Source organism: Plantactinospora sp. GCM10030261 (assembly GCF_042666615.1).
GTDB lineage: Bacteria > Actinomycetota > Actinomycetes > Mycobacteriales > Micromonosporaceae > KBS50.
This window is the reverse complement of record NZ_JBHTDD010000028.1, coordinates 24,166-49,750: the sequence shown is the minus strand read 5'-3', so window position 1 is coordinate 49,750 and position 25,585 is coordinate 24,166. Positions and strand designations below refer to the sequence as shown.

The following is a 25,585-nucleotide window of genomic DNA, read 5'->3' as shown; positions in this document are numbered from 1 at the left end:
ACCTACCCGGCGCGCTCGGCGAGCCGGCGCAGCTCGCGCACGGCGGCCGCGGGATCCTCGGCGCCGTAGACCGCGGTCCCGGCCACGAACGCGTCCGCGCCCGCGGCGGCGGCCTGCTCGATGGTGTCGGCGCCGATCCCGCCGTCCACCTCGATCCGCAGCTCCAGGTGACCCGCGTCGGCATGTCTGCGCGCGGTGCGCACCTTGTCGAGCAGTTCGGGAACGAACCGCTGGCCGCCGAAACCCGCCTTGATCGTCATGATCAGCAGGGTGTCGAAACTCGGCAACAGGTCAAGGTACGGCTCGATCGGCGTGTCCCGGTCGATCGCCAGTCCCGCCTTGGCGCCCGCCGAACGCAGGTCCTTGGCCAGGGCCACCGGGTCCGCGCAGGCCTCGGCGTGGAACGTCACGTTGTACGCGCCCGCGTCGGCGTAGCCGGGAGCCCAGCGGCGCGGGTCGTCGATCATCAGGTGCACGTCGAACGGCAGCGACGTCGCCGCGAGCAGGCTCTGCACCACCGGCAGCCCGATGGTCAGGTTCGGCACGAAGTGATTGTCCATCACGTCGACGTGCAGCCAGTCGGCCGTGGACTCCACGGCCCTGGCCTCGTCGGCCAGCCGGGCGAAGTCGGCGGCGAGAATACTGGGAGCGACGATCGGTGCGACCACGGCGCCAGTGTACGAACGACGTCGACCCCCGGCGCGCCGAGGCACCCCGGTGCGCCCGGACCCCCACCCCCGGCGGCATGGGTGACCGTCCCCTGCCGCCGATGCCGACTCGCGGGTAGCATCTGCTGCTCGGGCCGTCCCGTACGGTACGGCGCGGCTTGCGGGACTGCGACCATCGATGTCCCGGGGAGGGCTGACAGGGTGCGACGCTGGTTCGGCGGGATCACGCTCGTGGCGGTCGCGGTGGTGACGGTGACGCTCACCGGCTGCAGCACACCCGCCGGAGTGGACGCCAACCTCATCGACGACTGGGCACCGCTGGACACCCCGAAGGTCTGGACACCCATCTCCAACACCTGCCACCCGCAGGTCCGCGACGACTCGGTCGCCACCTTCCAGCCCGTGGACTGTGGACGCCCGCACCGCGCCGAGACCGTCCACGTCGGTGAGTTCGACGGCGACGGCCGGGCCACCGGCACGCCGCCCGCGCCCGGGTCGGCTCCGGTGCGGGCCGCGTACCAGGAATGTGACCGGGCCGCGCGGGAGGTGGTGGGCGCCGACTGGCGGATCGGCCGGCTGGCCATCGCGCTGATCCTGCCCCGGGCCGAGGCGTGGACCGCCGGCGCCCGCTGGTACCGCTGCGACCTCCAGGAGACCCGCAGCCTCGACGACGACACGGCGGTGGTGCGCACCGCGTCGCTGCGCGGCGCGCTGATGGGTCCGTCCCCGCTCGCGCACGGCTGTTTCCAGCCGAAGTTGATCGGCAACGAGATCAACTTTATGGAGCCGGTGTCGTGCGACGCCCCACATCGGGCCGAGTTCGCGGGCATCCACCGGGCACCCGACTCGACGTACGAGGTGTTCGAACGGAACCGGGAGCGCATCCACCGCAGTTGCATGAGCACGGTCGCCACGTTCGCCGGGCTACCGGACAACAACGAGATCGGGGTCCGGGTCGGCTCGATCATCTACCGACCGGACGCGGCGGCGTGGGCGCTTGGCGAACGCGGCGTGCAGTGCTTCCTCTGGGTCAGCGACCGGGACCTCACCCGGTCTGCCCAGGGCGCCGGACCGACGCTGCTGCCCGCCGCCTGACGCCGAGCCGCGCCCTCCGCACCACACCCAGCCGCGCCCCTGCACACCACACCCAGCCGCGCCCTCGCCACCACGCCCCTGCACACCACACCCAGCCGCGCCCTCCCCCCACGCCGTTGGAATCGGCGCCAGGCGCCAGGCGCCAGGCGCCGGTCAGCCGGACCCGCCGCGCCGCAGGACGGCCAGGAACATCGCGTCGGTGCCGTGCCGGTGCGGCCACAACTGCACGGTGGGCCCGTCGCCCAGGCCCGGCATCCCGGCCGGCAGCAGGGTCCGCGCGTCCACGAAATCCACCGGTACGTCGGACCGCCGGGCCGCCTCGGTGACCGTCACATGGGTCTCCACCGTGTGCGGTGAACAGGTGACATAGGCGACCAGGCCACCCGGCCGCACCGCGCGCAGCGCGGCACCGAGCAGTTCCCGCTGCAACCGGGTCAGCGGCGGCAGGTCCGACGGCTGCCGGCGCCAGCGGGACTCGGGGCGGCGGCGCAACGCGCCGAGCCCGGTGCACGGGGCATCGACGAGCACCCGGTCGAAGCCGCCCGCCGGCAGGTCCGGATCGGCACCCACCGATCGCCCGTCGGTCGTCAACACCGTCACCGGCAGGCCGCGCACCGCGTTGGACACCAACCGCGCCCGGTGCTCGGCCACCTCGACGGCGGTCACCTCGGCGCCGCGCGCGGCAGCCAGCGCGCCGAGCAGGCCCGCCTTGCCGCCCGGACCAGCACACAGGTCCAGCCACCGGGTGTCCGTCCCGGTCAGTGGCGCGTCGGCAAGCGCCACGGCCACCAGTTGCGAGCCCTCGTCCTGCACGTGCGCCCGCCCGTCGGCCACGGCCGCCAGGTCGCCGGGAGCGCCGCCGGCCAGATAGACCGCGTACGGCGAGAAGGCGCCGGGCGCGCCGCCCACCTCCTCGGCCAGTTCGACCGCGTCGGCCCGGCCGGGACGGACCGCGAGATGCACCGGCGGGCGCTCGTTGTCCTCGATCAGCAATCGGGTCATCTCGGTCAGGTCGCCACCGAGGGCGTCGGAGAAGGCCCGGACGATCCAGCGCGGGTGGCTGTACGCGACCGACAGGTGACCCAGCGGATCGTCGTCCGCCGAGGGCGCCACCTCGGCGACCCAGGCGTCGAGATCCTGCTCCGCCGTGCGGCGCAGGACCGCGTTGGCGAAGCCGACCGCACCGGGCGCCACCGCGTGCACCAGGTCGACGGTGGCCGAGACCGCCGCGTGCGCCGGCACTCGGGTGTACAGCAGTTGGTAGACACCGAGCCGGAGGGCGTCGCGGGCGGGCGGGTCGATCCGGTCGACGTCCCGACCGGCCGCCGCCGCGATCACCGCGTCCAGCGTCCCCCGGGTGCGCAACGTGCCGTAGGTCAGCTCCGTGGCGAACGCGGCGTCCCGACCGTGCAGCCCTCGCTCAGTAAGCAGACCCGGCAGCACCAGGTTGGCGTACGCGTCGTCGCGGTGGGTGGCGGCCACGGCGTCGTACGCGGCCCGCCGAGCGTGATCCACGGGTGGCCTTCCGGGCCGCCGGCCGGGGCGCTCCCGCTCCGGTCGCGCCCCGACGTCGGCCCGGCCGCGAACCGGCCGTGCCCCACCCTCGGCCCGGCCGCGAACCGGCCGATCCGGCCGTGCCCCACCCTCGGCCCGGCCGCGAACCGGCCGATCCGGCGTCACGCGAGCACCTCGCCGGCACCGACCCGCACGCCGCGCGCCCAGTCCGCCGCCGGCATCGCCCGCTTACCCGCCGCCCGCACCTCACCCAGCGCGACCGGGGTGGTCGCGGTGCCGACCAGCACCCCGTCCCGCTCCACCCGCACCACACCCGGTGCCAGGTCCGGACCGTTGGCCACCGGCCGTACCGGACCCAACTTGACCCGGTCGTCACGGAAGGTCGTCCACGCCCCCGGAGCCGGGGTGCAGGCACGCACCCGGCGGTCCACCGCGAACGCCGGCTCCGTCCAGTCGACGCGGGCGTCCTCGACGGTCAGCTTCGGTGCCAGCGACACCCCGTCGGCCGGCTGCGGCTCGGCCCGGGCGGTGCCGGCGGCGATCGCGTCGAGCACCGCCACGAGCAGGCCGGCACCCGACTCGGCCAGCCGGTGCAGCAGGTCGCCGGACGTGTCGGTGGGGCGGATCTCGTCGGTCAACGTGCCGAACACCGGCCCGGTGTCCAGCCCCTGCTCAAGCTGAAACACGCTGGCCCCGGTGATCTCGTCACCGTGCAGCACCGCGTGCTGCACCGGCGCCGCGCCCCGCCAGGCCGGCAGCAACGAGAAGTGCAGGTTGATCCACCCGTGCCGGGGAATCTCCAGCGCGGCCGGCGGCACCAACGCGCCGTACGCGACCACCGGGACGCAGTCCGGCGCCAGTTCGGCAAGTCGGGCCAGGAAGTCCGGCTCCTTCGGTCGCCGCGGGGTGAGCACCTCGATGCCACGCTCGTCCGCCCAGGTGCCGACCGGCGACCGGGACAGGCCACGGCCCCGGCCGGCCGGGGCGTCGGGTCGGGTCACCACGGCCAGCAGGTCGTGGCCGGAGGCGGCGATCGCGTCCAGGGCGGGCACCGCCACGGCCGGCGTACCGGCGAAAAGCAGGCGCATCCGGGTCACCGACCGAGCCCGAACGGGTTCCCGGCCGCGTGCGGGCTGACCTTGACCACCGGCGGCGCGGCCTGGTCGTACCATTCGGCCTGCCGGATCGCCTTCATGGCCGCCTTGCGCCCCGCCGGGTCCAGCCGGTCGATGAAGAGCACCCCGTCCAGGTGGTCGGTCTCGTGCTGGACGCACCGGGCCAGCATGCCGGTGCCGACGATCTGCAGCGGGTCGCCATGCATCGTGAAACCCTTGGCCACCACGTTCTGCCGCCGCTTGGTGTCGAAGTACAGCCCGGGAATGGACAGGCAGCCCTCGGGGCCGTCCTGCTCCTCGGCGTCGGGGAAGTCCAGCACCGGGTTGACCAGGTGCCCCACCACGTCGTCGACGTCGAAGGCGAAGACCCGCAGCCCCACTCCGAGCTGCGGCGCCGCCAGCCCCGCGCCGTTCTGCTCCCGCATGGTCTCGGTCAGGTCGGCCACCAACCGGCGCAGTTCGGCGTCGAAGTCGACGACCGGCTCGGCCGGCGTGCGCAGCACCGGGTCACCGAAGAGGCGGATGGGCTGGACGGTCACTCGGGGTAGCTCCTTCACACGGGGTCGGGCTGCCGTACCAGTCTACGGACCGCACGGACCGCGCCCGGGCCCGCCGGTCACCCACGGACCACCCGCCGGTTGATCAAGAGTCGTGCGTCAGGAACGGCGCCTGTCGGTGACGCGAAGGTCTTGATCAACCACGGTTCGGGCCGGTGCCCGATCAGAACAGCTCGTGCGGGTCCACCTGGATCCGGACCGGCTGGTTCGCCTTGCGGGCCGATCGGACACCGGCCGCGGCGTGCAGCGCCCTGGCCAGCTCGACGGCACCGGAGCGGGCCGTTCGCAGCAGCATCCGTTCCTGTCCCTCCCCCGCCGGCACCGGCCCGAGCTGTTCCACCCCGGCCGGCAGCCGAGCCTCGGTCAACAGATCGGCCACCGCCGCCGGGACGCCGGTAACGCTGGCCATCCGCACCGCCGGCGGGAAGCCGAGCGCGCGCCGCTCGGCCAGCTCCCGGGCGGCGAACCAGGCCGCGTCCCAGCGCAGTAACGCCTGCACCGCCGCGAGCCCACCGTCGGCCACCACGACCACCCGACCCCCGGTCTCGCCCGGCCGGGCCAGCGCCGCCGCGGCCATCCACCGGCGCAGCGCCTCCTCGCTGGCCCGCAGGTCGGCGCGGGTGAGCAGGGCCCAGGTGTCCAGCAGCAGCACCGCCCCATAGCCCCCGTCCGCCACCGGTTCGGCCCCCGGGGTGGCCACCACCAGCGCGGCCTGCGCGGGCACCGCGCTCAGCACCTCGTCCCGGCCGGAGGTGCGCACCGGGGCACCGGGAAAGGCCCGGCCCAGTTCCTCGGCGGTCCGCCGGGCGCCGGTCACCGCGGCCCGCAACCGCCGTCCCCCGCACACCGGACAGGCGTACGCGGCCGCGGGTCGCCCGCACCACCGGCAGGCCGGCACCGCGCGGGCGGACCCCAGCGCGAGCGGGCCCTGACAGGTGGCACACCGGGCCGGGGTACGGCAGGTGGCGCAGGACACCGACGGCAGGTAACCGCGCCGGGGCACCTGCACCAGCACCGGGGCGTCCACGCCGAGCGCCGCGCGGGCCGCCTCCCAGGCGATGCTCGGCAGCCGTGCCGACTCGGCCGCCGGATCCCGGGCCAACTGCGGATCATCCCCGATCGGCACGACCCGCGGGGTCCGCGCCCGGATGGTCACCCGGTCCGCCACGATCTCCCGCGCCCACCCGGTTTCCACAAGCAGTTGCGCCTCACCGGTGCGGGCGTACCCGCCGACCAGGACGGCGGTGTCGGCCTGCTGGGCCCGGGTGAGCAGCACCTCGCGGGCGTGCGGATACGGCGCCCGTGGCTCGCCGTGCAGATCGTCACCGTCGTCCCAGATGGCGACCAGGCCGAGCCGGGACACCGGGGCGAACATCGCGGCCCGGGTGCCGATCACGACCGGTACCCGGCCGCGCCGGGCGGCGAGGAAGGCGCGGTATCGCTTGGCCGGGCCGAGCGCCGCGGAGAGCGCGACGTGCCGGCCGGCACCCAGCTCGGCGGTGACCGCGGCGTCGAGGCGGTCGAGGTCACGGGCGTCGGCGACCACGGCGACCGCACCACGACCGGACCGCGCGGTGGCACCGATCGCCGCGGCGATCCGGGCGGCCCAGTCCTCGCCGGCCAGCGCCGACCACACCGCTCGAGGCGAGCGCCCGTCCCGCAACGCCTGCAGGAACGCGGGACCCGTCGGGTACGGGCGCCACCCGTCGTCGGCCGTGTCCGGCCCGCCGGCCGCTGTCCCGCCAGCCGTGTCCGGCCCGCCGGCCGCAGTCGGTCGACCGTCACCGGTGCCGAGGGCGTCCCCGGCGTCGCCTTCCTTCTCGACCTTGGCGTGCCGGGGTGGGACGGCCAGCCGCAGCACATCGGCGAGACCACCCGCGTACCGGTCCGCCACCGCGCGGGCCAGCCGGACGATCTCCGGGGCCAGCACCGGTTCCGGGGACACCAGCCGCTGCAGGTACGCCAGCCGCCCGCCGTGCGCCGACTCGGCGACCCGCTCCAGCACCCACCCGTCGACCAGTTGGCCGGAGAACCGGACCTTCACCCGGGTGCCGGGCCGGGCCGTCTCGTCGTACTCCGTCGGGACCAGATAGTCGAACGGACGGTCCAGGTGCGCCAGCGGTACGTCCACGCAGACACGAGCGACCGGCAGCCCGTCGGCGGGCTGCCGGTCGTCTCGCGTACCGCTGGTCAGGCTCCCGCAGCCGACTTCAGGTCGGCGGCGCGGTCGGTGCTCTCCCAGGTCAGGTCCGGCAGTTCCCGGCCGAAGTGGCCGTACGCCGCGGTCTGCTGGTAGATCGGCCGGGTCAGGTTCAGGTCGCGGATGATCGCCGCCGGCCGCAGGTCGAACACCTCGCCGATCGCCTTCTCGATCCGGTCCACCGGCACGTTCTCGGTGCCGAACGTCTCCACGAACAGGCTCACCGGGTGCGCCTTGCCGATCGCGTACGCGACCTGCGCCTCGCACCGCTCGGCCAGCCCGGCGGCCACCACGTTCTTGGCGACCCACCGCATCGCGTACGCCGCCGACCGGTCCACCTTCGACGGGTCCTTGCCGGAGAAGGCGCCGCCGCCGTGCCGGGCGTACCCGCCGTAGGTGTCCACGATGATCTTCCGCCCGGTGAGACCGGCGTCGCCCATCGGGCCACCGATCTCGAACCGGCCGGTCGGGTTGACAAGCAGCCGGTAACCCTCGGTGTCCAGGCCCAGGCCCTCCAGCTCGGGCGCGATCACGTGCTCCCGCACGTCCGGCGTGAGCAGCGACTCCAGGGAGATGTCCGCGGCGTGCTGCGACGACACGACGACGGTGTTCAGCCGCACCGGCCGCAGGCCGTCGTACTCGATGGTCACCTGGGTCTTGCCGTCCGGCCGCAGGTAGGGCACCGTGCCGTCCTTGCGTACCGCGGACAGCCGCCGGGCCAGCCGGTGCGCCAACGCGATCGGCAGCGGCATCAGCTCCGGCGTCTCCGAGCAGGCGAAGCCGAACATCATGCCCTGGTCACCGGCGCCCTGCGCGTCCAGCGCGCTCTCCGACGAACCGCTACGCAGCTCGATGGCGCTGTCCACACCCTGCGCGATGTCCGGCGACTGCGCCCCGATCGACACGCTGACGCCACAGGACGCCCCGTCGAAACCCTTCTTCGACGAGTCGTAGCCGATCCCCAGGATGGTCTCCCGCACGATCGTCGGGATGTCGGCGTACGCCTTGGTCGTCACCTCGCCGGCGACGTGCACCTGGCCGGTGGTGATCAGTGTCTCCACCGCCACCCGGCTCCGCGGATCCTGCGCCAGCAGGGCATCCAGGATTCCGTCACTGATCTGGTCGGCGATTTTGTCCGGGTGGCCTTCCGTGACCGACTCGGACGTAAACAGGCGGCGTGCCACGGCGCTCCTCATGGTTGAAACTGGTTGCGCGGCAGTCTAGCCACCGCCACGCTAGCCTCGCGGGAGGCTCCCTCGAATGTCGGACCGGCGGCGCTGCGCGGTCGGGGCGTCAGGCGGGTAACCGGTCAACGACCAGGTCCCACACCCGGTCGGCGAGATCCTCCTTGGCCTGCTCGGGTAGGTCCACCCGGGATCCGTCCGCGCCCAGCACCGTCGCCGCGTTGGTCTCCGCACCGAACACCCGGTCGGCACCCACCACGTTGACCACGATGAGGTCCGCCTTCTTGCGGGTCAGCTTAGCCCGCGCGTTCGCCTCGGCGTCGCTCGTCTCGGCGGCGAATGCCACAAGCACCTGGTCGGATCTGCGACGCTCGCCGAGCTCGGCCGCGATGTCCGGGTTGGTGACCAGGTCGATCGTCGGCGCCGACCCGTCACCGGCTTTCTTGATCTTTTCTGGCGCGTACACCGCCGGCCGGAAGTCCGCCGGCGCCGCGGCCATCACCACCGCGTCGGCGGTGTCGGCCGCCTCCAGGGTGGCCTTGCGCAGCTCCTCGGTGGTCCCCACCCGCACCAGGTCCACGCCGGCCGGGTCGGCCAGGGCGACGTTCGCCGCGATCAGCGTCACCCGGGCACCACGGGCGGCGGCGCTCCGGGCGAACGCGTACCCCTGCTTGCCGGAGGATCGGTTGCCCAGGTAGCGGACAGGGTCGAGGGGCTCGCGGGTGCCACCCGCGGTCACCACGACGTGCCGGCCGGCCAGGTCCGGCGGCGCGGCGGCGCCCCGGGCCAGCAGCCGGCGGGCGACGGCGAAGATCTCGGCCGGATCGGGCAGTCGACCCTTGCCGGTGTCGGCACCGGTCAACCGGCCGCTCGCCGGTTCCAGGACCAGCACCCCGCGCTCCCGCAGGGTGGTCACGTTCTGCCTGGTGGCCGGGTGCTCCCACATCTCGGTGTGCATGGCCGGGGCGAGCAGCACCGGACAGCGGGCGGTCAGCAGCGTGTTGGTGAGCAGGTCGTCGGCCAGGCCGTGGGCCGCCCGGGCCAGCAGGTCGGCGGTCGCCGGGGCGACCACCACGAGGTCGGCCTGCTGACCGAGTCGGACGTGCGGCACCTCGTGCACGTCAGCCCAGACGTCGTCGGCCACCGGCTGCCCGGACAGCGCGGCCCAGGTCGGCGCACCGACGAAACGCAGGGCCGAGGCGGTCGGCACGACCCGCACCGAATGGCCCGACTCGGTGAGCAGCCGGAGCAGTTCACACGCCTTGTACGCGGCGATCCCGCCACCGACGCCGAGGACAACCCGGGTCGTCATCTCCGCGCGGTCGAACTACGGCTGGTCGGTCGGCTCGGCGGTGAGCAGGCCCGCGTTGATCTCGCGCATCGCGATCGACAACGGCTTCTCCTGCGGCGTGGTCTCCACCAGCGGGCCGACGTACTCCAGCAGGCCCTCACCGAGCTGGCTGTAGTAGGCGTTGACCTGACGGGCGCGCTTGGCCGCGAAGATGACAAGCGCGTACTTCGAGGAGGTCTTCTCCAGCAGCTCGTCGATCGGGGGGTTGGTGATGCCCTCGGGGTTGGCGATGGATCCCACGAAAAACAACCTCTGTGTCTCTCACGCCGCGAAGACCGCGGTCTGATGTCACAAACCCCGGAGGACCGTGGTTGGTGTCGGTCAGCCGCTGGACCGCGGCTGCGCCGGGGTCAGAAAGGAATAACCGAGCAAGCCTACCAGCTCGTCGGCGGCCCGCTCGACATAGTCGTTGACCACCGTCACGTCGAACTCGCTCTCCGCGGCGAGTTCCTCGTCGGCGTGGGCGAGCCGTCGCCGGATCGTCTCGTCGTCGTCCGTGCCCCGGCCGATCAACCGCCGCTTGAGTTCCTCGACGCTGGGCGGGGCGAGGAATACCAGCTGCGCCTCGGGCATCGCCTGCCGGACCTGCCGGGCACCCTGCAGGTCGATCTTCAGCAGCACGGGTTCGCCCCGACGCAGGTGCGCCTCGACCGGCCCGCGCGGCGTGCCGTAGAGGTTGCCGGCGAACTCGGCCCACTCGAGCAGCTGCCCGGAGGCGATCATCCGCTCGAACTCGGGCCGGTCGACGAAGTAGTAGTGGACGCCGTCGACCTCGTAGTCCCGCATCCTGCGGGTGGTCACCGAGACCGACAGCCAGACCCAGGGCGAGCGCGCCCGGATCAGCTCGATCACGCTGTCCTTGCCGACCCCGGAGGGGCCGGACAGGACAGTGAGACGGGCTGCCGGGCGCGCGTCGTCATCCATGCTCACTGCTTGTTTCTACACGGTGCGGCGAACTAGTTCGCAGCGAACTCCGCAAGCAGTGCCTTACGCTGCTGTTCGCCGAGGCCACGCAGGCGGCGGCTGTCGGCGATCTTGAGCTTCTCCATGATCTGTGTCGCCCGGATCTTGCCGATGCCCGGCATGGCCTGCAGGACGGCCGAGACCTTCAGCTTGCCGACGACATCGTCCGACTCCGCCCGGTCAAGGACGGCGGCGAGGGTGGTCTTGCCCTGCTTGAGCTGCTCCTTCAGCTCAGCGCGGGCCTTGCGGATCTCCGCGGCCTTGGCGAGCGCTGCAGCGCGCTGCTCTGGGGTCAATGACGGGAGCGGCACCAGTTCTCCTCAGGTCCCTATCGCGACGGGCGGAACGTCCCGCCGCTGCTGTGAAACGTGGTGTGGCCGTGAACCAAGGGGTATTTGGTTCCCAGCGCGGGGAAAACTAGCGTTCAACGAACGAATCGGCAACGTGGGCACGCCTGGAGCGCTCCCGTGTGACCGATCGGTCACTCAGCCAGCCGGCCGAGGACGGCACGGCATTCGGCCAACACCCGGTCCGCCGCCGCGCGCAGCGCGGCCGGCTCCGGACCCGCCGCGAGCACCTCCCGGGAGTACGCGGGCAGCACGGTGGCGAGCCGGTCACCGAAGACCGTACGGAGATCTTCGGCACTCCCGCCCTGGGCGCCGAGCCCCGGTGCGAGCAGCGGACCGTTCACCCGGGACAGGTCGTGCCCGGTGTCTCCGATCGTCGCCCCGACCACCAGACCGAAGTTGCCGAGCGGCTCCACACCCGCGTTGAGCTGCGATATCTCGTCGATGACGAGCTGCGCGACGGTGCGTCCGTCGGCGGACCGGGCGTGCTGAACCTCGGCTCCCTCCGGGTTGGAGGTCAGCGCGAGCACGAAGACGCCGGCGCCGTGCTCGGCGGCGGTGGTGAACATCGGCGCCAGCGACCGCACGCCGAGATACGGGCTCGCCGTCACCGCGTCGACGCACAGCGAGCTAGATGGATCTAGATATGCCGAGGCGTACGCGGCCACGGTGGATCCGATGTCGCCACGCTTCACGTCCAGGAGCACAAGCGCACCCGCCGAGCGCAACTGTCGGATAGTTGACTCAAGTATTGCGATGCCTTCTGACCCGAAACGCTCGAAAAAGGCGGATTGCGGCTTTACCACCGCCACCCGGTCTGCGATCGCCTCGACCACCGTGGCGCAGAACCGGGCCAGCCCCGCCACGTCGTCCGGCAACCCCCAGCGACGCAACAACGCGGCGTGCGGGTCGATGCCCACACACAGCGGTCCCCGCTCACCCATGGCGGCATGCAGCCGTGTCCCGAAGCTCTCCATCCACTCCTCCTGGTTCCCGGTCGGGTCGGGCACGGTTCGTCCGTTCCCGGTCGGTCGGTTGTTCCGTTCCCGGTCGTGTGATTGGTCCCGCTCCCCGGCGTCGTCGCGCTCAGCCGGCCGCGGCCGCCGCCCCCACCGCCGCCGCGATCCGGGCCAGGTCCGCGTCGCTCGTGACGTACGGCGGCATGGTGTAGACCAGGTCGCGGAACGGCCGCAGCCACACCCCGTGGTCCACCGCCGCCTCGGTCGCGGCGGCGACGTCCACCTCGTGGTCGAGCTGGACCACCCCGATGGCGCCCAGCACCCGGACGTCGGCCACCCCCGCGGCGCCCGCCAGCGGCGCCAGCCCGGCCCGCAACCCCGCCTCGATCCGCCGCACCTCGGCCGCCCAGTCCCCGTCGCGCAGCAGCCCGATCGAGGCGTTCGCCACCGCGCAGGCGAGCGGGTTGCCCATGAACGTCGGCCCGTGCGCCAGCACCCCGGTGGCCGAGATGCCGCGCGCCACCTCGGGGGTGCACAGCGCCGCGCCGAGGGTCAGGTAGCCGCCGGTGAGAGCCTTGCCGACGCACATCACGTCCGGGGTGACCCCGGCGTGCTCGGCGGCGAACAGCGTGCCGGTGCGACCGAATCCAGTAGCGATCTCGTCGAAAATGAGTAATACCCCGTGCCGGCTGGTGACCTCACGCAACACGCGCAGGTAGTGCGGATTGTGGAACCGCATCCCGCCGGCACCCTGCACCACCGGCTCCACGATCACCGCGGCCAACTCGGCCGCGTGCCGCCGCACCGCGTCCGCGAGCGCCGCCTCGTACGCCGGATCCACCGGCGCGTCGAAGCCGGCCGGCGGCGCCGTGGTGAACACCTGCCGGGGCAGCACGTCGCCCCACAGATGGTGCATGCCACCCTCCGGGTCGCAGACGCTCATCGGGTGGAACGTGTCCCCGTGGTAACCGCCCCGCCAGGTGCCGAGCCGGCGCCGCTCCGGCCGGCCCCGGCCGCGCTGGTACTGGAGGCACATCTTGATCGCCACCTCGACGCTTACCGATCCCGAGTCACAGAGGAACACGTGGTCCAGCCCCGGCGGCGTCACCTCCACGAGCGTGCGGGCCAGCCGGACCGCCGGCTCGTGGGTCAGCCCGCCGAACATCACATGGCTCATCCGGCCCACCTGGTCGGCCACCGCCGCGTCCAGCACCGGATGCCGATAGCCGTGCACGGCCGCCCACCAGGACGACATGCCATCCACCAGGTCCCGCCCGTCGGACAGCCGAAGCCGGACGCCACGGGCGCTCTCCACCAGATACGGCGGTCGGCCGGCCGGCATCGGTGCGTACGGGTGCCAGACGTGCGTCTGGTCGGTGGCCAGGATCTCCTCGGGCGTCACGCCGCTCCTCCTCGTAAGGAAGGGCCCCTTGCTATCGCTTCTCGCCTGGAAGGGGTCCCTTGTCAACGCCGGCCTCCCGGTGCGCCCGGACGCCGGTCACACCGCAACCGTCGATCACGCCGGCCCGTCAGGGGCCGCGCCGTCGGGCGCCGTCGCGGCCGTCCGGGCGATGGCCCGGACCAGCGCCGGACCCCGGTAGACGAAGCCGGTGTAGAGCTGGACGAGGCTGGCACCCGCGTCGAACATCCGGCGCGCGTCACCGGCGTCGAGCAGTCCACCGACACCGATCACCGGCAGCCGGCCGCCGGTCTCCCGGTGGACGAAGGCGACCACGTCCCGCGCCCGCCCCGCCAGCGGCCGGCCGGACAGCCCGCCCGCCTCGGCGGCGACGGCCCGATCGGCCGGGGCCAGCCCGTCCCGCCCGAGCGTGGTGTTGGTGGCGATGATCCCGGCCGCCCCCCGGTCGAGACAGACCTCGAGCAGGTCGGCGATCGCCGCGTCGGTCAGATCCGGAGCGATCTTGACCAGGATCGGCCGCTCCCCCACCAGCTCACCGAGCAGTGCGTCCAGGTGCGCCCGGTCCTGCAACGACCGCAGCCCCGGCGTGTTGGGCGAGGAGACGTTTACCGCGAAGTAGTCGCCGTACGCCCGCAGCGCCCGGTAGGAGGCCAGGTAGTCCGCCACGGCCTGGTCCAGCGGGGTGACCTTGGACTTGCCCAGCGAGATGCCCAGCGGCACGCTGAGTGGGCGGGGCAGCGCGGCCAGCCGGGCGGCCAGCGCCTCGGCGCCGGCGTTGTTGAAGCCCATCCGGTTGATCACCGCCGTGCTGGCCGGCAGCCGGAACAACCGGGGCCGTGGGTTGCCGGGCTGCGGACGGGCGGTGACGGTGCCCACCTCGACGAAACCGAACCCGAGCGCCGGCCAGGCCGGCAGCGCCACCCCGTCCTTGTCCATTCCGGCGGCCAGGCCCACCGGGTTCGGGAAGTCGACCCCGAACACGGTGCGCGGCGCGCGGACGGAGCACACGGCACGTACCACGGCCAGCGCGGCCGGCCGTCGGGACAGTGCCGTCAGCCGAGCCAAGGTCCATTCATGCGCCGCCTCCGGATCCCCCCCACCCACCCGGAACAACCCAGCCCGGACCACCCGCTCAAACATCACCACCACAAACCTCCATCCCGTTCCACCCCACCCCTCCCTCTGTTGATCAAGAGGTTCGCGTCACCGAACGGCCGCCTCGATGACGCAAAGCTCTTGATCAACACGGGAGGGGGGTGGCCGGGGGGTCATCGGGCCTCGCGGAGGGCGGCGTGGAGTTCCTGGAGCGGGCGGACCGACATGTCACCCCGGATCCGCGCCTCGATGCCCATCACCGCCGCCGCCGCTCCGGGCACCGTCGTGACGCACGGGATGTCGGCGGTCACCGCGGCGCTGCGGATCTCGTACCCGTCCGAGCGGGCACTGGCCCCCGAACCCTGCGGGGTGTTGATGACCAGCGCGACGTCGCCGCCGAGGATCATCGACACCGCGTCCGGCCCCTGCCCCTCCTCCTCGTAGTGCTTGCGGATGAGCTGGCAGGAGATGCCGTGCCGGCGCAGCACCGCGCCGGTGCCGGTGGTCGCCACGATCGAGAAGCCCAGATCGGCCAGCCGCTTCACCGGGAAGATCATCGCCCGCTTGTCCCGGTTGGCCACCGACACGAAGATCGTGCCGCCGGTGGGCAACGACCCGTACGCGGCCGCCTGCGACTTGGCGAACGCGTTGCCGAACGCCGGGTCGATCCCCATCACCTCACCGGTGGACTTCATCTCCGGGCCGAGCAGCGTGTCCACCCCCTTGCCGGCCGGGGTACGGAACCGGGTGAACGGCAGCACCGCCTCCTTCACCGCGATCGGCGCGGAGTCGGGCAGCGTCCCGCCGTCGCCGGTGCTCGGCAGCAGCCCCTCTGCCCGCAGCTCGGCTACGGTGGCGCCCAGCATGATCCGGGCCGCCGCCTTGGCCAGCGGCACCGCCGTCGCCTTGGACACGAACGGTACGGTCCGGGACGCCCGCGGATTGGCCTCCAGCACATAGAGCACGTCGTCCTTGAGGGCGTACTGCACGTTCAGCAGCCCGCGTACGCCGATGCCACGGGCGATCTCCTCGGTGTACCGGCGGACCTCGGCCAGGTGCGGGTCGACCAGGGTGATCGGTGGCAGCGCGCAGGAGGAGTCGCCGGAGTGGATACCGGCCTCCTCGATGTGCTCCATGACGCCGCCCAGGAACACCTCGCCGTCGGCGTCGCACAGCGCGTCCACGTCAATCTCGATGGCGTCGTCCAGGAACCGGTCCACCAGCACCGGATGGTCCGGCGAGATGTCGGTCGCGCGGTCGATGTAGCCACGCAGCGTGGCGTCGTCGTAGACGATCTCCATGCCCCGGCCGCCCAGCACGTACGACGGCCGCACCAGCACCGGGTAACCGATCTCCCCGGCGATCGCCTTTGCCTCCTCGTACGAGGTGGCGGTGCCGTGTGCCGGCGCGCGCAGCCCGGCGCGGGCCAGCACCGCGCCGAACGCGCCGCGGTCCTCCGCCAGGTGGATGGACTCCGGCGAGGTGCCCACCACCGGTACGCCGGCGTCCTTGAGACGTTGCGCCAGTCCGAGCGGCGTCTGCCCGCCCAGTTGCACGACCGCCCCAACCACGCCGGGCCCGCCGGCGGCTCGACCGGAGCTGTCCTCGGCGTGCCAGACCTCCAACACGTCCTCGAAACTCAGCGGCTCGAAGTAGAGCCGGTCGGCGGTGTCGTAGTCGGTGGAGACGGTCTCCGGGTTGCAGTTCACCATTACCGTCTCCAGGCCGGCCGCGCGCAGTGCCTGGACGGCGTGCACGCACGAGTAGTCGAACTCGATGCCCTGCCCGATCCGGTTCGGCCCGGAGCCGAGGATCAGCACCTTCGGCCGCGCCGACGGCGCCACCTCGGTCTCGGAGTCGTACGACGAGTAGTGGTACGGCGTGCTGGCGGCGAACTCGGCGGCGCAGGTGTCCACGGTCTTGTACACCGGGCGCAGGCCGATCCGGTGCCGCAGCGCCCGTACCCCGTCCTCGCCGGCCAGTTCCGGACGCAGCGCGGCCACCTGGCGGTCGGAGAGGCCGGCCCGCTTGGCCCGGCGCAGCAGATCCTCGTCAAGCACCGCGGCGCCGACGATCCCGGCGCGCAGCTCGACCAGCCCGGCGATCTGGTCGACGAACCACCTGTCGATCCCGCCGGACGCCTCGACCACCTCGGCGACGCTCGCGCCCAGCCGCAGCGCCCGCTCCACCGTGTACAGCCGGCCGTCGTGCGGGGTGCGCAGCGCCGCGAGGGTGTTCTCCCGGGTGGCCCCGGCCGGATCGGCGACGGTCCAGAATCCGGCGCCCCGGGTCTCCATCGACCGCATCGCCTTGTTCAGCGCCTCGGTGAAGTTGCGGCCCAGCGCCATCGCCTCGCCCACCGACTTCATCGTGGTGGTCAGCTCCGGGTCGGCGCCGGGGAACTTCTCGAACGCGAACCGGGGGATCTTGACCACCACGTAGTCCAGGGTCGGCTCGAACGCCGCCGGGGTGAGCGCGGTGATGTCGTTGGGGATCTCGTCGAGCGTGTAGCCGATCGCCAACCGGGCCGCGATCTTGGCGATCGGGAAGCCGGTGGCCTTCGACGCCAGCGCCGACGACCGGGACACCCGGGGGTTCATCTCGATCACCACGATCCGGCCGTCGGCCGGGTTCACCGCGAACTGGATGTTGCAGCCGCCGGTGTCCACCCCCACCTCACGCAGCACCGCGATGCCCAGGTCACGCAGCCCCTGGTACTCCCGGTCGGTGAGCGTCATGGCCGGCGCGACGGTCACGCTGTCGCCGGTGTGCACCCCCATCGGGTCGAGGTTCTCGATGGAGCAGACCACCACGACGTTGTCGTGCCGGTCCCGCATGAGTTCGAGTTCGTACTCCTTCCAGCCGAGCACGCTCTCCTCGATCAGCACCTCGTGCACCGGGCTGGCCGCCAACCCGGTTCCGGCGATCCGGTCCAGGTCCTCGTCGGTGTGTGCCATGCCGGAGCCGAGCCCGCCCATGGTGAACGACGGCCGGACCACCACCGGCAGCCCTACCTCGGCGACCGTGTCGCGGATCTCCTCCATCGAGTGGCAGACCCGCGAGCGCGGGACCAGGCCCTCGGGGTCGGGCAGCCCGATCCGGCGGCCCGCCCGGACCACGATCTCCTTGAACAACTGCCGGTCCTCGCCCCGGCGGATGGCCTCGATGTCGGCGCCGATCAGCTCCACCCCGTACTTGTCCAGCACGCCGGCCTCGTGCAGCGCCACCGCCGTGTTCAACGCCGTCTGGCCGCCCAGCGTGGGCAGCAGCGCGTCCGGACGCTCCCTGGCGATCACCAGCTCGACGAATTCCGGCGTGATCGGCTCGACGTACGTGGCGTCGGCGAACTCCGGATCGGTCATGATCGTTGCCGGGTTGGAGTTGACCAGGCTGACCCGCAGCCCCTCGGCGCGCAGCACCCGGCACGCCTGGGTGCCGGAGTAGTCGAACTCGCAGGCCTGACCGATGACGATCGGCCCCGAGCCGATCACCAGGACGTGCTTCAGGTCGGTCCGCTTAGGCATGGCCACCACCCTCGATGAGTTCCGCGAACCGGTCGAACAGGTAGTCGGCGTCGTGCGGACCGGCCGCCGCCTCCGGGTGGTACTGCACGGTGAACGCCGGCACGTCCACCGCGCGCAGCCCCTCGACCACGTTGTCGTTGAGGCAGACGTGACTGACCCGAACGCCGCCGAACTCGGTGTCGACCACCCGGTCGGGCACCACCGCCCCGGGGGCCGTCTCCGGCCAGGCCACCGCGAAGCCGTGGTTGTGGCTGGTCACCTCGACCTTGCCGGTGGCCCGGTCGAGCACCGGCTGGTTGATGCCGCGATGCCCGTAGCCCAGCTTGTAGGTGCCGAACCCGAGCGCCCGGCCGAGGATCTGACTGCCGAAACAGATGCCGAACAGTGGGATCCGCCGCCGCATCACCTCGCGAGCCAGTTCCACCGGACGGTCGGCGGTGGCCGGGTCACCCGGGCCGGGTGAGAAGAACACCGCGTCCGCCCCGGTGGCCAGCACGTCCGCCATGGTGCTGGACGCCGGCAGCACATGGGTGGTGACGCCGCGGGCGGCCAGCCGGCGCGGCACGTTCCGTTTGATGCCCAGGTCCAGGGCGGCCACCGTGTACCGGTGCTCACCCTCAGCCGGCACCGTGTACGGCTCGGGCGTGGTCACCTCGCCGGACAGGTCGGCACCGACCATCGACGGGGTGCCGCGCACCTTGTCGAGCAGCGCCTTCGGGTCGTCGTCCAGGCTGGACACCCCGACCCGCATGGCGCCCCGCTCGCGCAGGTGCCGGGTCAGGGCCCGGGTGTCCACCCCACACACGCCGACCACACCCTCGGCCGCCAGCCGGTCCTCCAACGCGCCCGTGGCGCGCCAGTTGGAGCTGATCCGGGCCGGGTCGCGGACCACGTACCCGGCCACCCAGATCCGGCCGGACTCGTCGTCCTCGGCGTTGACGCCGGTGTTGCCGATGTGCGGCGCCGTCTGCACCACGACCTGCCGGTGGTACGACGGGTCGGTGAGCGTCTCCTGGTAGCCGGTCATCCCGGTGCTGAACACCGCCTCGCCGAACGTCTCCCCGACGCTGCCGTACGCCTCGCCGGTGAATGTCCGGCCGTCCTCCAGCACCAGGAGCGCCGGTCGCCGCCGCATCAGCGGGCCCACCTTTCGTTCGCGACTGCGGGGCTCGCAAGCTCACTCCTCGCGCTCACCGGACCGCCTTTCCGTCAAGGACCGTCGGCTCGCCGCGCAGGAACGTGGCGACCACCCGGCCGGGCAGTGTCATCCCCGCGTACGGGGTGTTGCGGCTGCGGCTGGCCAGCTCACCCGGCTCGACGCGGCGTACCGCCGCCGGGTCCACCAGGGTGAACGTGGCGTGCCGGCCGGGGGCGGGGTCGTGCCCGTGCTCGGTCAGACCGGCGATCCGGGCCGGGGTGCGGGACATCCGCTCGGCGATCAGATCCCAGCGCGGGCCGAACACCTCCAGCGTCACGGAGAGCGCCGTCTCCAGCCCGAGCATCCCCGGGCGGGCATACCCCCACTCGCACTCCTTGTCCTCCAGGGCGTGCGGGGCGTGGTCGGTGGCGACGACATCGATGACACCCTCGACCAGGGCGTCGCGCAGGGCGGCCACGTCGGCGTCGGTCCGCAGCGGCGGGTTGACCTTGAAAACCGGGTCGTACGACTCGGCCCGCCGGTCGGTCAGCAGCAGGTGGTGCGGGGTGACCTCGGCCGTAACCCGAACCCCGCGCGCCTTCGCGTGCCGCAGCACGTCGACACTGCCGGCCGTGGAGACGTGGCAGACGTGCAGCCGGCTGCCGACGTGCTCGGCGAGCAGCACGTCCCGGGCGATGATCGCCTCCTCGGCCACCGCCGGCCAGCCGGTCAGCCCGAGCCGGGTGGCGACCTCGCCCTCGTGCATCTGGGCGCCCTCGGTGAGCCGGGGCTCCTCGGCGTGCTGGGCGATCACCCCGTCGAACGCCTTCACGTACTCCAGCGCCCGGCGCATCAGCCGCGGGTCGGCCACGCAGTGCCCGTCGTCGGAGAAGATCCGCACCCGGGCCGCCGAGTCGGCCATCGCCCCCAGTTCGGCGAGGCGTTCGCCGGCCAGCCCGACGGTGACCGCGCCGATCGGCTGCACGTCCACCAGGCCGGCCTCCCGGCCCAGCCGCCACACCTGCTCCACCACGCCCGCCGTGTCGGCGACCGGGCTGGTGTTGGCCATGGCGCACACCGCCGTGTAGCCGCCCAGCGCCGCGGCCCGGGAGCCGGACTCCACCGTCTCGGCGTCCTCGCGACCCGGTTCGCGCAGGTGGGTGTGCAGGTCGACGAGGCCGGGCAGGGCCACCAGGCCGGCCGCGTCGACCGCCCGGGCGGCGGCCACGTCGAGCCGGGGACCGGCCTCCGCGATGACGCCGTCGCGGACCAGCAGGTCGGTCGGTTCGGCCCCGAGCACGCTGACACCCTTGATCAGGTACGTGGTCATGAGGTGGTTCCCCCCAGCAGCAGGTAAAGAACGGCCATCCGCACGGAGACCCCGTTGGCGACCTGTTCGACGATTGTGGAGCGGGGCGAGTCGGCGACCTCCGGGGCGATCTCCATGCCCCGGTTCATCGGGCCCGGATGCATGACGATGGCGTGCTCCGGCAGCCGGCGCAGCCGGGGTCCGTCCAGCCCGTAGCGGCGGGCGTACTCGCGCGCCGACGGGAAGTACGACGCGGCCATCCGTTCCCGCTGCACCCGCAACATCATCACCACGTCCGCGCTGGGCAGCACGGCGTCCAGGTCGTACGACACGTCGGTGCCCGGCGCGAGCGCGGCCGCGATGTCGACCGGGATCAGGGTGGGCGGGCCGACCAGCGTGATCTTGGCACCGAGGGTGGCCAGCAGCAGCACGTTCGACCGGGCCACCCGGCTGTGCAGCACGTCCCCCACCACCGCCACGTGCAGGCCGTCGACCCGGCCCAGCCGGGACCGCATGGTGTACGCGTCGAGCAGCGCCTGGGTCGGGTGCTCGTGGGTGCCGTCGCCGGCGTTCACCACGCTGCCGGAGACCCAGGTGGCCAGCCGGTGCGGGGCGCCGGAGGCCGGGTGCCGGACGACGACCGCGTCGGCCCCCATCGCCTGGAGGGTCAACGCGGTGTCCTTGAGGCTCTCCCCCTTCGAGACGCTGGAACCCTTCGCCGAGAAGTTGATCACATCGGCGGAGAGCCGCTTGGCGGCCGCCTCGAAGGAGATCCGGGTCCGGGTCGAGTCCTCGTAGAACAGGTTCACCACGGTCCGGCCGCGCAGCGCGGGCAGCTTCTTCACCTCCCGGCCACTGACGCTTGCCATCCCGGCGGCGGTGTCCAGGATCAGGGTGGCGGTGCCGGCGTCGAGGTCGGCGCCACTGAGCAGATGTTTGATCATCGCTTCTCTCCCGGGCGGGCGGCGGCCGGGGCGGACGGCGACGTCGACGGCGGCCTGGACGGCGGGCCGGCGTGCAGCCGTACCTCGTCGGTGCCGTCAGTCTCGGCGAGCGTCACCCGGACGCTCTCGGCCAGCGCGGTGGGGATGTTCTTCCCCACGTAGTCGGCGCGGATCGGTAACTCCCGGTGGCCGCGGTCGACAAGTACGGCGAGTTGCACGGAGGCGGGCCGGCCCAGGTCGTTAAGCGCGTCCAACGCGGCCCGCACGGTACGGCCGGAGAACAGCACGTCGTCGACGAGGATCACCCGCCTGCCGTCGATACCGCCGACCGGCACCTCGGTCGGGCCGACCGCCCGGGTGGCGTGCCGGCGCAGATCGTCGCGGTAGAGGGTGACGTCGAGGACACCGACCGGCAGCTCGACATCCTCGAACGCGGCGATCCGGGCGGCCAACCGGCGGGCCAGCGGCACGCCCCGGGTGGGAATGCCGAGCAGCACCGTGTCCGCGGCGCCCTGGGTCTTCTCGAGTATCTGGTGGGCTATCCGGTCCACCACGCGCGCGAGGTCGGCGCTGGCGAGGATCACCTTCACGGACGGTGGCGACGCCACCGGTTCCCGGGCGGCCTGTGGGTAGGCCACGTCGGACCTCCTTCCCCGCCTCACGGGACGGGTCGTTAAAGGATGTCGGAAACGACCTGGTCACAGTGCCAGGCCGGGCTCGTGCGTCACGTTACCAGTGCGGATCGGCCTTTCCGCCACACCCGGCCCGTCGGTCGGACGCAGATCACTGATCTCCTGCTCAGCTCGGCGATTTGCCCGGATCGGCCGGCGCCGGAAACGAGCGGGCCGGTTGCCAGCACTTGACCGCGTGTCGCAATCCCCGTACCGTCACGCTCCGTAGCGAACCGCTGGGGCGACCCCCGAGCCAGCACTGGGAGTGACCGCATGCCGTCTGAGTACGCCAAGTCGTTGGGCGCCCGCCTGCGCTCCATCCGCCAGCAGCAGGGCCTGTCCCTGCAGGGCGTGGAGGAGAAGTCGAACGGGCGTTGGAAGGCCGTCGTCGTCGGCTCGTACGAGCGCGGCGACCGCGCCGTCACCGTGTCCCGCCTCGCCGAGTTGGCCGAGTTCTACCGGGTGCCGGTTTCGGAACTGCTGCCCGACGGCAGCGGGATCCGGCACGAGCCCACCAACAAGATCGTTCTGGACCTGGAGCGGCTGTACGACGACGCCTCGGAGGAACTGGCCTACGTGGCCCGCTACGCCCGGGCGATCCAGCAGCAGCGCGGGGACTACAACGGCCGAGTGCTCTCCATCCGCGCCGACGACCTGCGGGCGCTGGCGATCGTGTACGACGCCTCACCGTCCGGCCTGATCGAGCGGCTGACCGAGCACGGCGTGCTGGTCGCCGACCCGCGGGCACTGTTCGCGTCCTGACCCACCGCATACCGAGGGGCCCCGGGCATCCGCCCGGGGCCCCTCGGTGTGCGCCCGCGCCATCCTCGCGTTGATCAAGAGATCTGCGTCAGAATTCGAGCTGATCATGACGCGGATCTCTTGATCAACGCGAGCGAGCGGGGCGCGGGCGGGCCGGATGGGGTGGGGTCAGCGGGTGGCGTATTCGGCGATCCGGCCGAGCAGGCCGTTGAGGAAACGGGGCGAGTCGTCGGTGGACATCTGCCGGGCCAGTTCGACCGCCTCGCTGATCGCCACCGGGTCGTCGATTTCGTCGACGTACAACAGTTCGTACACGGCGATCCGGGCCAGGTTGCGGTCCACGACCGGCATCCGGTCCAGCGTCCAGCCCTCGGCGTAGCTGGCGATCAACTCGTCGATCCGGTCCAGGTGCCCCGCCACGCCCTCGACCAGGCCGACCGCGTAACCCATGTGCTCCGGATGGGGTCGCTCGATCCGCTCCAGGTAGCCGGTCAGCACCTCGGTCGGCCGGCGGTCCCGCAGGTCGGCCTCGAAGAGCACGTCCAGTGCCCGCTTACGCGCCTTGCGGCGCGCCGGCATCTGCTGCTTGGGGCCCTCGGCCATCAGGCGCGGCCGAGGTAACGGCCGTCGCGGGTGTCGACCTTGATCTTCTCGCCGGTGGTGATGAACAGCGGCACCTGAACGGTGGCGCCGGTTTCCACGGTCGCCGGCTTGTTGCCGCCGGTCGAGCGGTCACCCTGCAGACCGGGTTCGGTGTACGTCACCTCGAGCACCACGCTGGTGGGCAGCTCGATGTAGAGCGGCACCTCCTCGTGGGTGGCCACGGTGGCCTCCGCCTCGGGCAGCAGGTAGTTGGCGGCCTCACCCACGGTCCCCCCGGGGACCGAGATCTGGTCGTACGTCTGCAGATCCATGAAGACGTAGTCCTCGCCATCGGCGTACAGGTACTGCATGGTCCGCTTGTCGACGGTGGCCGTGTCGACCTTGGTGCCCGCGTTGAAGGTCTTGTCGACCACCTTGCCGGACAACACGTTCTTCAGCGTGGTGCGCACGAACGCGCCGCCCTTGCCGGGCTTCACGTGCTGGAACTCGACGACGGTCCACAGCTCGCCGTCGAGGTTGAGAACCAGACCGTTCTTGAGGTCGTTGGTGGAGGCCATGTCCTGCCTTGATCTTCAATTGACGCCACAGACGCGGCAAGTCTACCGGTCGGCGAGGTGGCGCAGCGCGAGCCGGTAGCCGTCGACGCCCAGCCCGCAGATCACCCCGGTGGCCACGGCCGAAATCACCGAGTGGTGCCGGAACTCCTCCCGGGCGTGGATGTTCGAGATGTGCACCTCGACCAGCGGCCCGCGCAGCATCGCGCAGGCGTCCCGGACCGCGTACGAGTAATGCGACCAGGCCCCCGGGTTGAGCACGACCGCGACGCCCTCGTCCGCCGCGGCGTGCAGCCAGCCGAGCATTTCGTGTTCCACGTCGGTCTGCCGGACGGCCACGTCCAGTCCCAGCTCCCGACCCGTCGACTCGCACAGTTCGACAAGATCGGCGTAGCTGGTCCGGCCGTACACGTCGACCTGCCGGGTGCCCAGCCGGCCGAGGTTGGGCCCGTTCAACACGTACACCCTCATGTTCGGGCGACCTCCCGGTACGCGGCGCTGAGCAGGTCATCGTCCGGGTCGGCGTCCAGAATGCCGGTGCGGGCGAGCCCGTCCAGCACCACGAACCGCAGCCGGTCGCCCCGGGCCTTCTTGTCCACCCGCATCGCGTCCAGCAACTGCGGCCAGGCGTCGGCACGGTATCCGGTGGGCAGCCCGAGGGCGGTAAGCGTGGTCCGGTGCCGCTCGGCGGTGGCCGCGTCGAGCCGACCGGCCAACCGGCCCAGCGCGCCCGCGTAGATCAATCCGACGGCGACCGCGTGCCCGTGCCGCCACCGGTAGCCCTCCACCTTCTCGATGGCGTGACCCAGCGTGTGACCGTAGTTGAGGATCTCCCGGCGGCCCGCCTCGCGCAGGTCACCAGAGACCACGTCCGCCTTCACCTGGATCGCGCGCTCCACCAGTTCCCGCAGCACCGGACCGGCCGGGTCGGTGGCGGCCGCCGGGTCCCGCTCCACCAGGTCCAGGATCACCGGATCGGCGATGAAGCCGCACTTCACCACTTCGGCCAGCCCGGCCGCCAGGTCGACCGGCGGCAGACCGTCCAGGGCGGCGAGGTCGCAGAGCACGCCGGCCGGCGGGTGGAAGGCGCCGACCAGGTTCTTGCCGGCGGCCGTGTTGATCCCGGTCTTGCCGCCGACCGCGGCGTCCACCATGCCGAGCAGCGACGTCGCCACCGGCACCCAGCGCACGCCGCGCAGCCAGCAGGCCGCCACGAAGCCGGCCACGTCGGTCGCGGCGCCGCCACCCACCCCGACCACCGCGTCGGTACGGGTGAAGCCCGCCGCACCCAACCGGTCCCAGCACCCGGCCGCCACCTCGATCGACTTGCCCGCCTCGGCGTCCGGCACCTCGATCGGGAGCGGCCGGCGGCCGGCGGCGGCCAACCGGTCGACAAGCGCCGTCGCGGTCGCCGCGAGCGGTCCCGCGTACAGCACCGCCACCCGGTCCGCGCCCGGCAGCAGCTCCGGCAGCGCGTCCGGCAGGTCCCGCCCGACGAGCACCTGGTACGGCCGGTCGCCACGCACCGCAATCCGCGTCATCACCGGCACAGTCTAGGGAAGGGGCCGGTGTCGCGTTCCGCGTGGGAGGCTCCGCCACAACGAGCCGACG

24 protein-coding genes are annotated in these 25,585 nt (G+C 72.5%); 2 read left to right on the top strand and 22 right to left on the bottom strand.

The genetic code is table 11. The features are described from left to right. Positions 1-2 precede the first annotated feature (2 nt). Positions 3-668 (bottom strand): ribulose-phosphate 3-epimerase, encoded by a 666-nt coding sequence (gene rpe / locus ACFQUZ_RS26295; RefSeq protein ID WP_377446763.1) that lies wholly within the window; start codon positions 666-668, stop codon positions 3-5. Between the two features lie 201 nt (positions 669-869). Here rpe and ACFQUZ_RS26290 point away from each other — a divergent pair, with 201 nt between their 5' ends. Next, on the top strand, positions 870-1,763 hold the full coding sequence (locus ACFQUZ_RS26290) for a septum formation family protein (RefSeq protein WP_377446762.1): 894 nt from the start codon (positions 870-872) through the stop codon (positions 1,761-1,763). A 153-nt stretch (positions 1,764-1,916) separates the two neighbouring features. Here ACFQUZ_RS26290 and ACFQUZ_RS26285 read toward each other — a convergent pair whose 3' ends face one another. From ACFQUZ_RS26285 to pyrR, 17 genes are all read right to left on the bottom strand, one after another. Beyond that, positions 1,917-3,443, bottom strand: a complete 1,527-nt coding sequence (locus tag ACFQUZ_RS26285) for an RsmB/NOP family class I SAM-dependent RNA methyltransferase (protein WP_377446760.1) — start codon at positions 3,441-3,443, stop codon at positions 1,917-1,919. Next, the gene (gene fmt / locus ACFQUZ_RS26280) at positions 3,440-4,366 is read right to left on the bottom strand and encodes a methionyl-tRNA formyltransferase (RefSeq protein ID WP_377446758.1); all 927 of its coding nucleotides are present in this window, start codon (positions 4,364-4,366) and stop codon (positions 3,440-3,442) included. The genes ACFQUZ_RS26285 and fmt overlap by 4 nt, the downstream gene beginning before the upstream one ends. Before the next feature lie 5 nt (positions 4,367-4,371). Continuing rightward, positions 4,372-4,932: a peptide deformylase gene (def, locus tag ACFQUZ_RS26275; protein WP_377446756.1), complete on the bottom strand. Its 561-nt coding sequence runs from the start codon at positions 4,930-4,932 to the stop codon at positions 4,372-4,374. 181 nt (positions 4,933-5,113) lie between these two features. Further along, positions 5,114-7,081 (bottom strand): primosomal protein N', encoded by a 1,968-nt coding sequence (locus ACFQUZ_RS26270; RefSeq protein ID WP_377446754.1) that lies wholly within the window; start codon positions 7,079-7,081, stop codon positions 5,114-5,116. A 59-nt stretch (positions 7,082-7,140) separates the two neighbouring features. Beyond that, the gene (metK, locus tag ACFQUZ_RS26265) at positions 7,141-8,334 is read right to left on the bottom strand and encodes a methionine adenosyltransferase (protein WP_377446752.1); all 1,194 of its coding nucleotides are present in this window, start codon (positions 8,332-8,334) and stop codon (positions 7,141-7,143) included. A 109-nt stretch (positions 8,335-8,443) separates the two neighbouring features. Then, positions 8,444-9,646, bottom strand: a complete 1,203-nt coding sequence (coaBC, locus tag ACFQUZ_RS26260; protein ID WP_377446750.1) for a bifunctional phosphopantothenoylcysteine decarboxylase/phosphopantothenate--cysteine ligase CoaBC — start codon at positions 9,644-9,646, stop codon at positions 8,444-8,446. A gap of 15 nt (positions 9,647-9,661) precedes the next feature. Beyond that, the gene (gene rpoZ / locus ACFQUZ_RS26255) at positions 9,662-9,925 is read right to left on the bottom strand and encodes a DNA-directed RNA polymerase subunit omega (protein ID WP_091462737.1); all 264 of its coding nucleotides are present in this window, start codon (positions 9,923-9,925) and stop codon (positions 9,662-9,664) included. A gap of 81 nt (positions 9,926-10,006) precedes the next feature. Further along, on the bottom strand, positions 10,007-10,609 hold the full coding sequence (gene gmk, locus ACFQUZ_RS26250) for a guanylate kinase (RefSeq protein WP_377446747.1): 603 nt from the start codon (positions 10,607-10,609) through the stop codon (positions 10,007-10,009). A gap of 32 nt (positions 10,610-10,641) precedes the next feature. Continuing rightward, complete coding sequence (gene mihF / locus ACFQUZ_RS26245; protein ID WP_377446745.1) at positions 10,642-10,959, bottom strand: integration host factor, actinobacterial type; 318 nt, start codon at positions 10,957-10,959, stop codon at positions 10,642-10,644. 170 nt (positions 10,960-11,129) lie between these two features. After that, positions 11,130-11,972: an orotidine-5'-phosphate decarboxylase gene (gene pyrF / locus ACFQUZ_RS26240; protein WP_377446851.1), complete on the bottom strand. Its 843-nt coding sequence runs from the start codon at positions 11,970-11,972 to the stop codon at positions 11,130-11,132. Positions 11,973-12,081: 109 nt separating this feature from the next. Next, positions 12,082-13,356 (bottom strand): adenosylmethionine--8-amino-7-oxononanoate transaminase, encoded by a 1,275-nt coding sequence (locus ACFQUZ_RS26235; RefSeq protein ID WP_377446743.1) that lies wholly within the window; start codon positions 13,354-13,356, stop codon positions 12,082-12,084. 114 nt (positions 13,357-13,470) lie between these two features. Next, the gene (locus tag ACFQUZ_RS26230; RefSeq protein WP_377446848.1) at positions 13,471-14,517 is read right to left on the bottom strand and encodes a quinone-dependent dihydroorotate dehydrogenase; all 1,047 of its coding nucleotides are present in this window, start codon (positions 14,515-14,517) and stop codon (positions 13,471-13,473) included. A gap of 125 nt (positions 14,518-14,642) precedes the next feature. After that, on the bottom strand, positions 14,643-17,993 hold the full coding sequence (carB, locus tag ACFQUZ_RS26225; RefSeq protein WP_377446741.1) for a carbamoyl-phosphate synthase large subunit: 3,351 nt from the start codon (positions 17,991-17,993) through the stop codon (positions 14,643-14,645). Continuing rightward, the gene (gene carA, locus ACFQUZ_RS26220; protein ID WP_377446739.1) at positions 17,986-19,128 is read right to left on the bottom strand and encodes a glutamine-hydrolyzing carbamoyl-phosphate synthase small subunit; all 1,143 of its coding nucleotides are present in this window, start codon (positions 19,126-19,128) and stop codon (positions 17,986-17,988) included. The genes carB and carA overlap by 8 nt, the downstream gene beginning before the upstream one ends. 55 nt (positions 19,129-19,183) lie before the next feature. Further along, complete coding sequence (locus ACFQUZ_RS26215) at positions 19,184-20,461, bottom strand: dihydroorotase (RefSeq protein ID WP_377446737.1); 1,278 nt, start codon at positions 20,459-20,461, stop codon at positions 19,184-19,186. After that, positions 20,458-21,384, bottom strand: coding sequence for an aspartate carbamoyltransferase catalytic subunit (locus tag ACFQUZ_RS26210; RefSeq protein ID WP_377446735.1), 927 nt, complete (start codon positions 21,382-21,384; stop codon positions 20,458-20,460). Before ACFQUZ_RS26210 ends, ACFQUZ_RS26215 begins: the two co-directional genes overlap by 4 nt. Then, positions 21,381-22,022 carry a bifunctional pyr operon transcriptional regulator/uracil phosphoribosyltransferase PyrR gene (gene pyrR / locus ACFQUZ_RS26205; protein ID WP_377446733.1) on the bottom strand — a complete coding sequence of 214 codons (642 nt, stop codon included), beginning with the start codon at positions 22,020-22,022 and terminating at the stop codon, positions 21,381-21,383. The genes ACFQUZ_RS26210 and pyrR overlap by 4 nt, the downstream gene beginning before the upstream one ends. A 306-nt stretch (positions 22,023-22,328) precedes the next feature. Between pyrR and ACFQUZ_RS26200 the strand changes: the two genes are divergently transcribed. After that, entirely contained in the window at positions 22,329-22,817 is a 489-nt protein-coding gene (locus tag ACFQUZ_RS26200) for a transcriptional regulator (protein WP_377446731.1), read from the top strand. A 168-nt stretch (positions 22,818-22,985) separates the two neighbouring features. On the opposite strand, the gene nusB is transcribed toward ACFQUZ_RS26200, so the two are convergent. From nusB to aroB, 4 genes are read right to left on the bottom strand one after another with little or no spacing between them, the layout of a single operon-like run. Then, entirely contained in the window at positions 22,986-23,396 is a 411-nt protein-coding gene (gene nusB / locus ACFQUZ_RS26195) for a transcription antitermination factor NusB (protein ID WP_377446845.1), read from the bottom strand. A 23-nt stretch (positions 23,397-23,419) separates the two neighbouring features. Then, a complete protein-coding gene (gene efp, locus ACFQUZ_RS26190) occupies positions 23,420-23,977 on the bottom strand; it encodes an elongation factor P (protein WP_377446729.1) in 558 nt (185 codons plus the stop codon). Between the two features lie 42 nt (positions 23,978-24,019). Continuing rightward, positions 24,020-24,445, bottom strand: a complete 426-nt coding sequence (aroQ, locus tag ACFQUZ_RS26185; protein ID WP_377446727.1) for a type II 3-dehydroquinate dehydratase — start codon at positions 24,443-24,445, stop codon at positions 24,020-24,022. Then, positions 24,442-25,524 carry a 3-dehydroquinate synthase gene (aroB, locus tag ACFQUZ_RS26180; protein ID WP_377446725.1) on the bottom strand — a complete coding sequence of 361 codons (1,083 nt, stop codon included), beginning with the start codon at positions 25,522-25,524 and terminating at the stop codon, positions 24,442-24,444. Before aroB ends, aroQ begins: the two co-directional genes overlap by 4 nt. Positions 25,525-25,585: the final 61 nt, after the last annotated feature.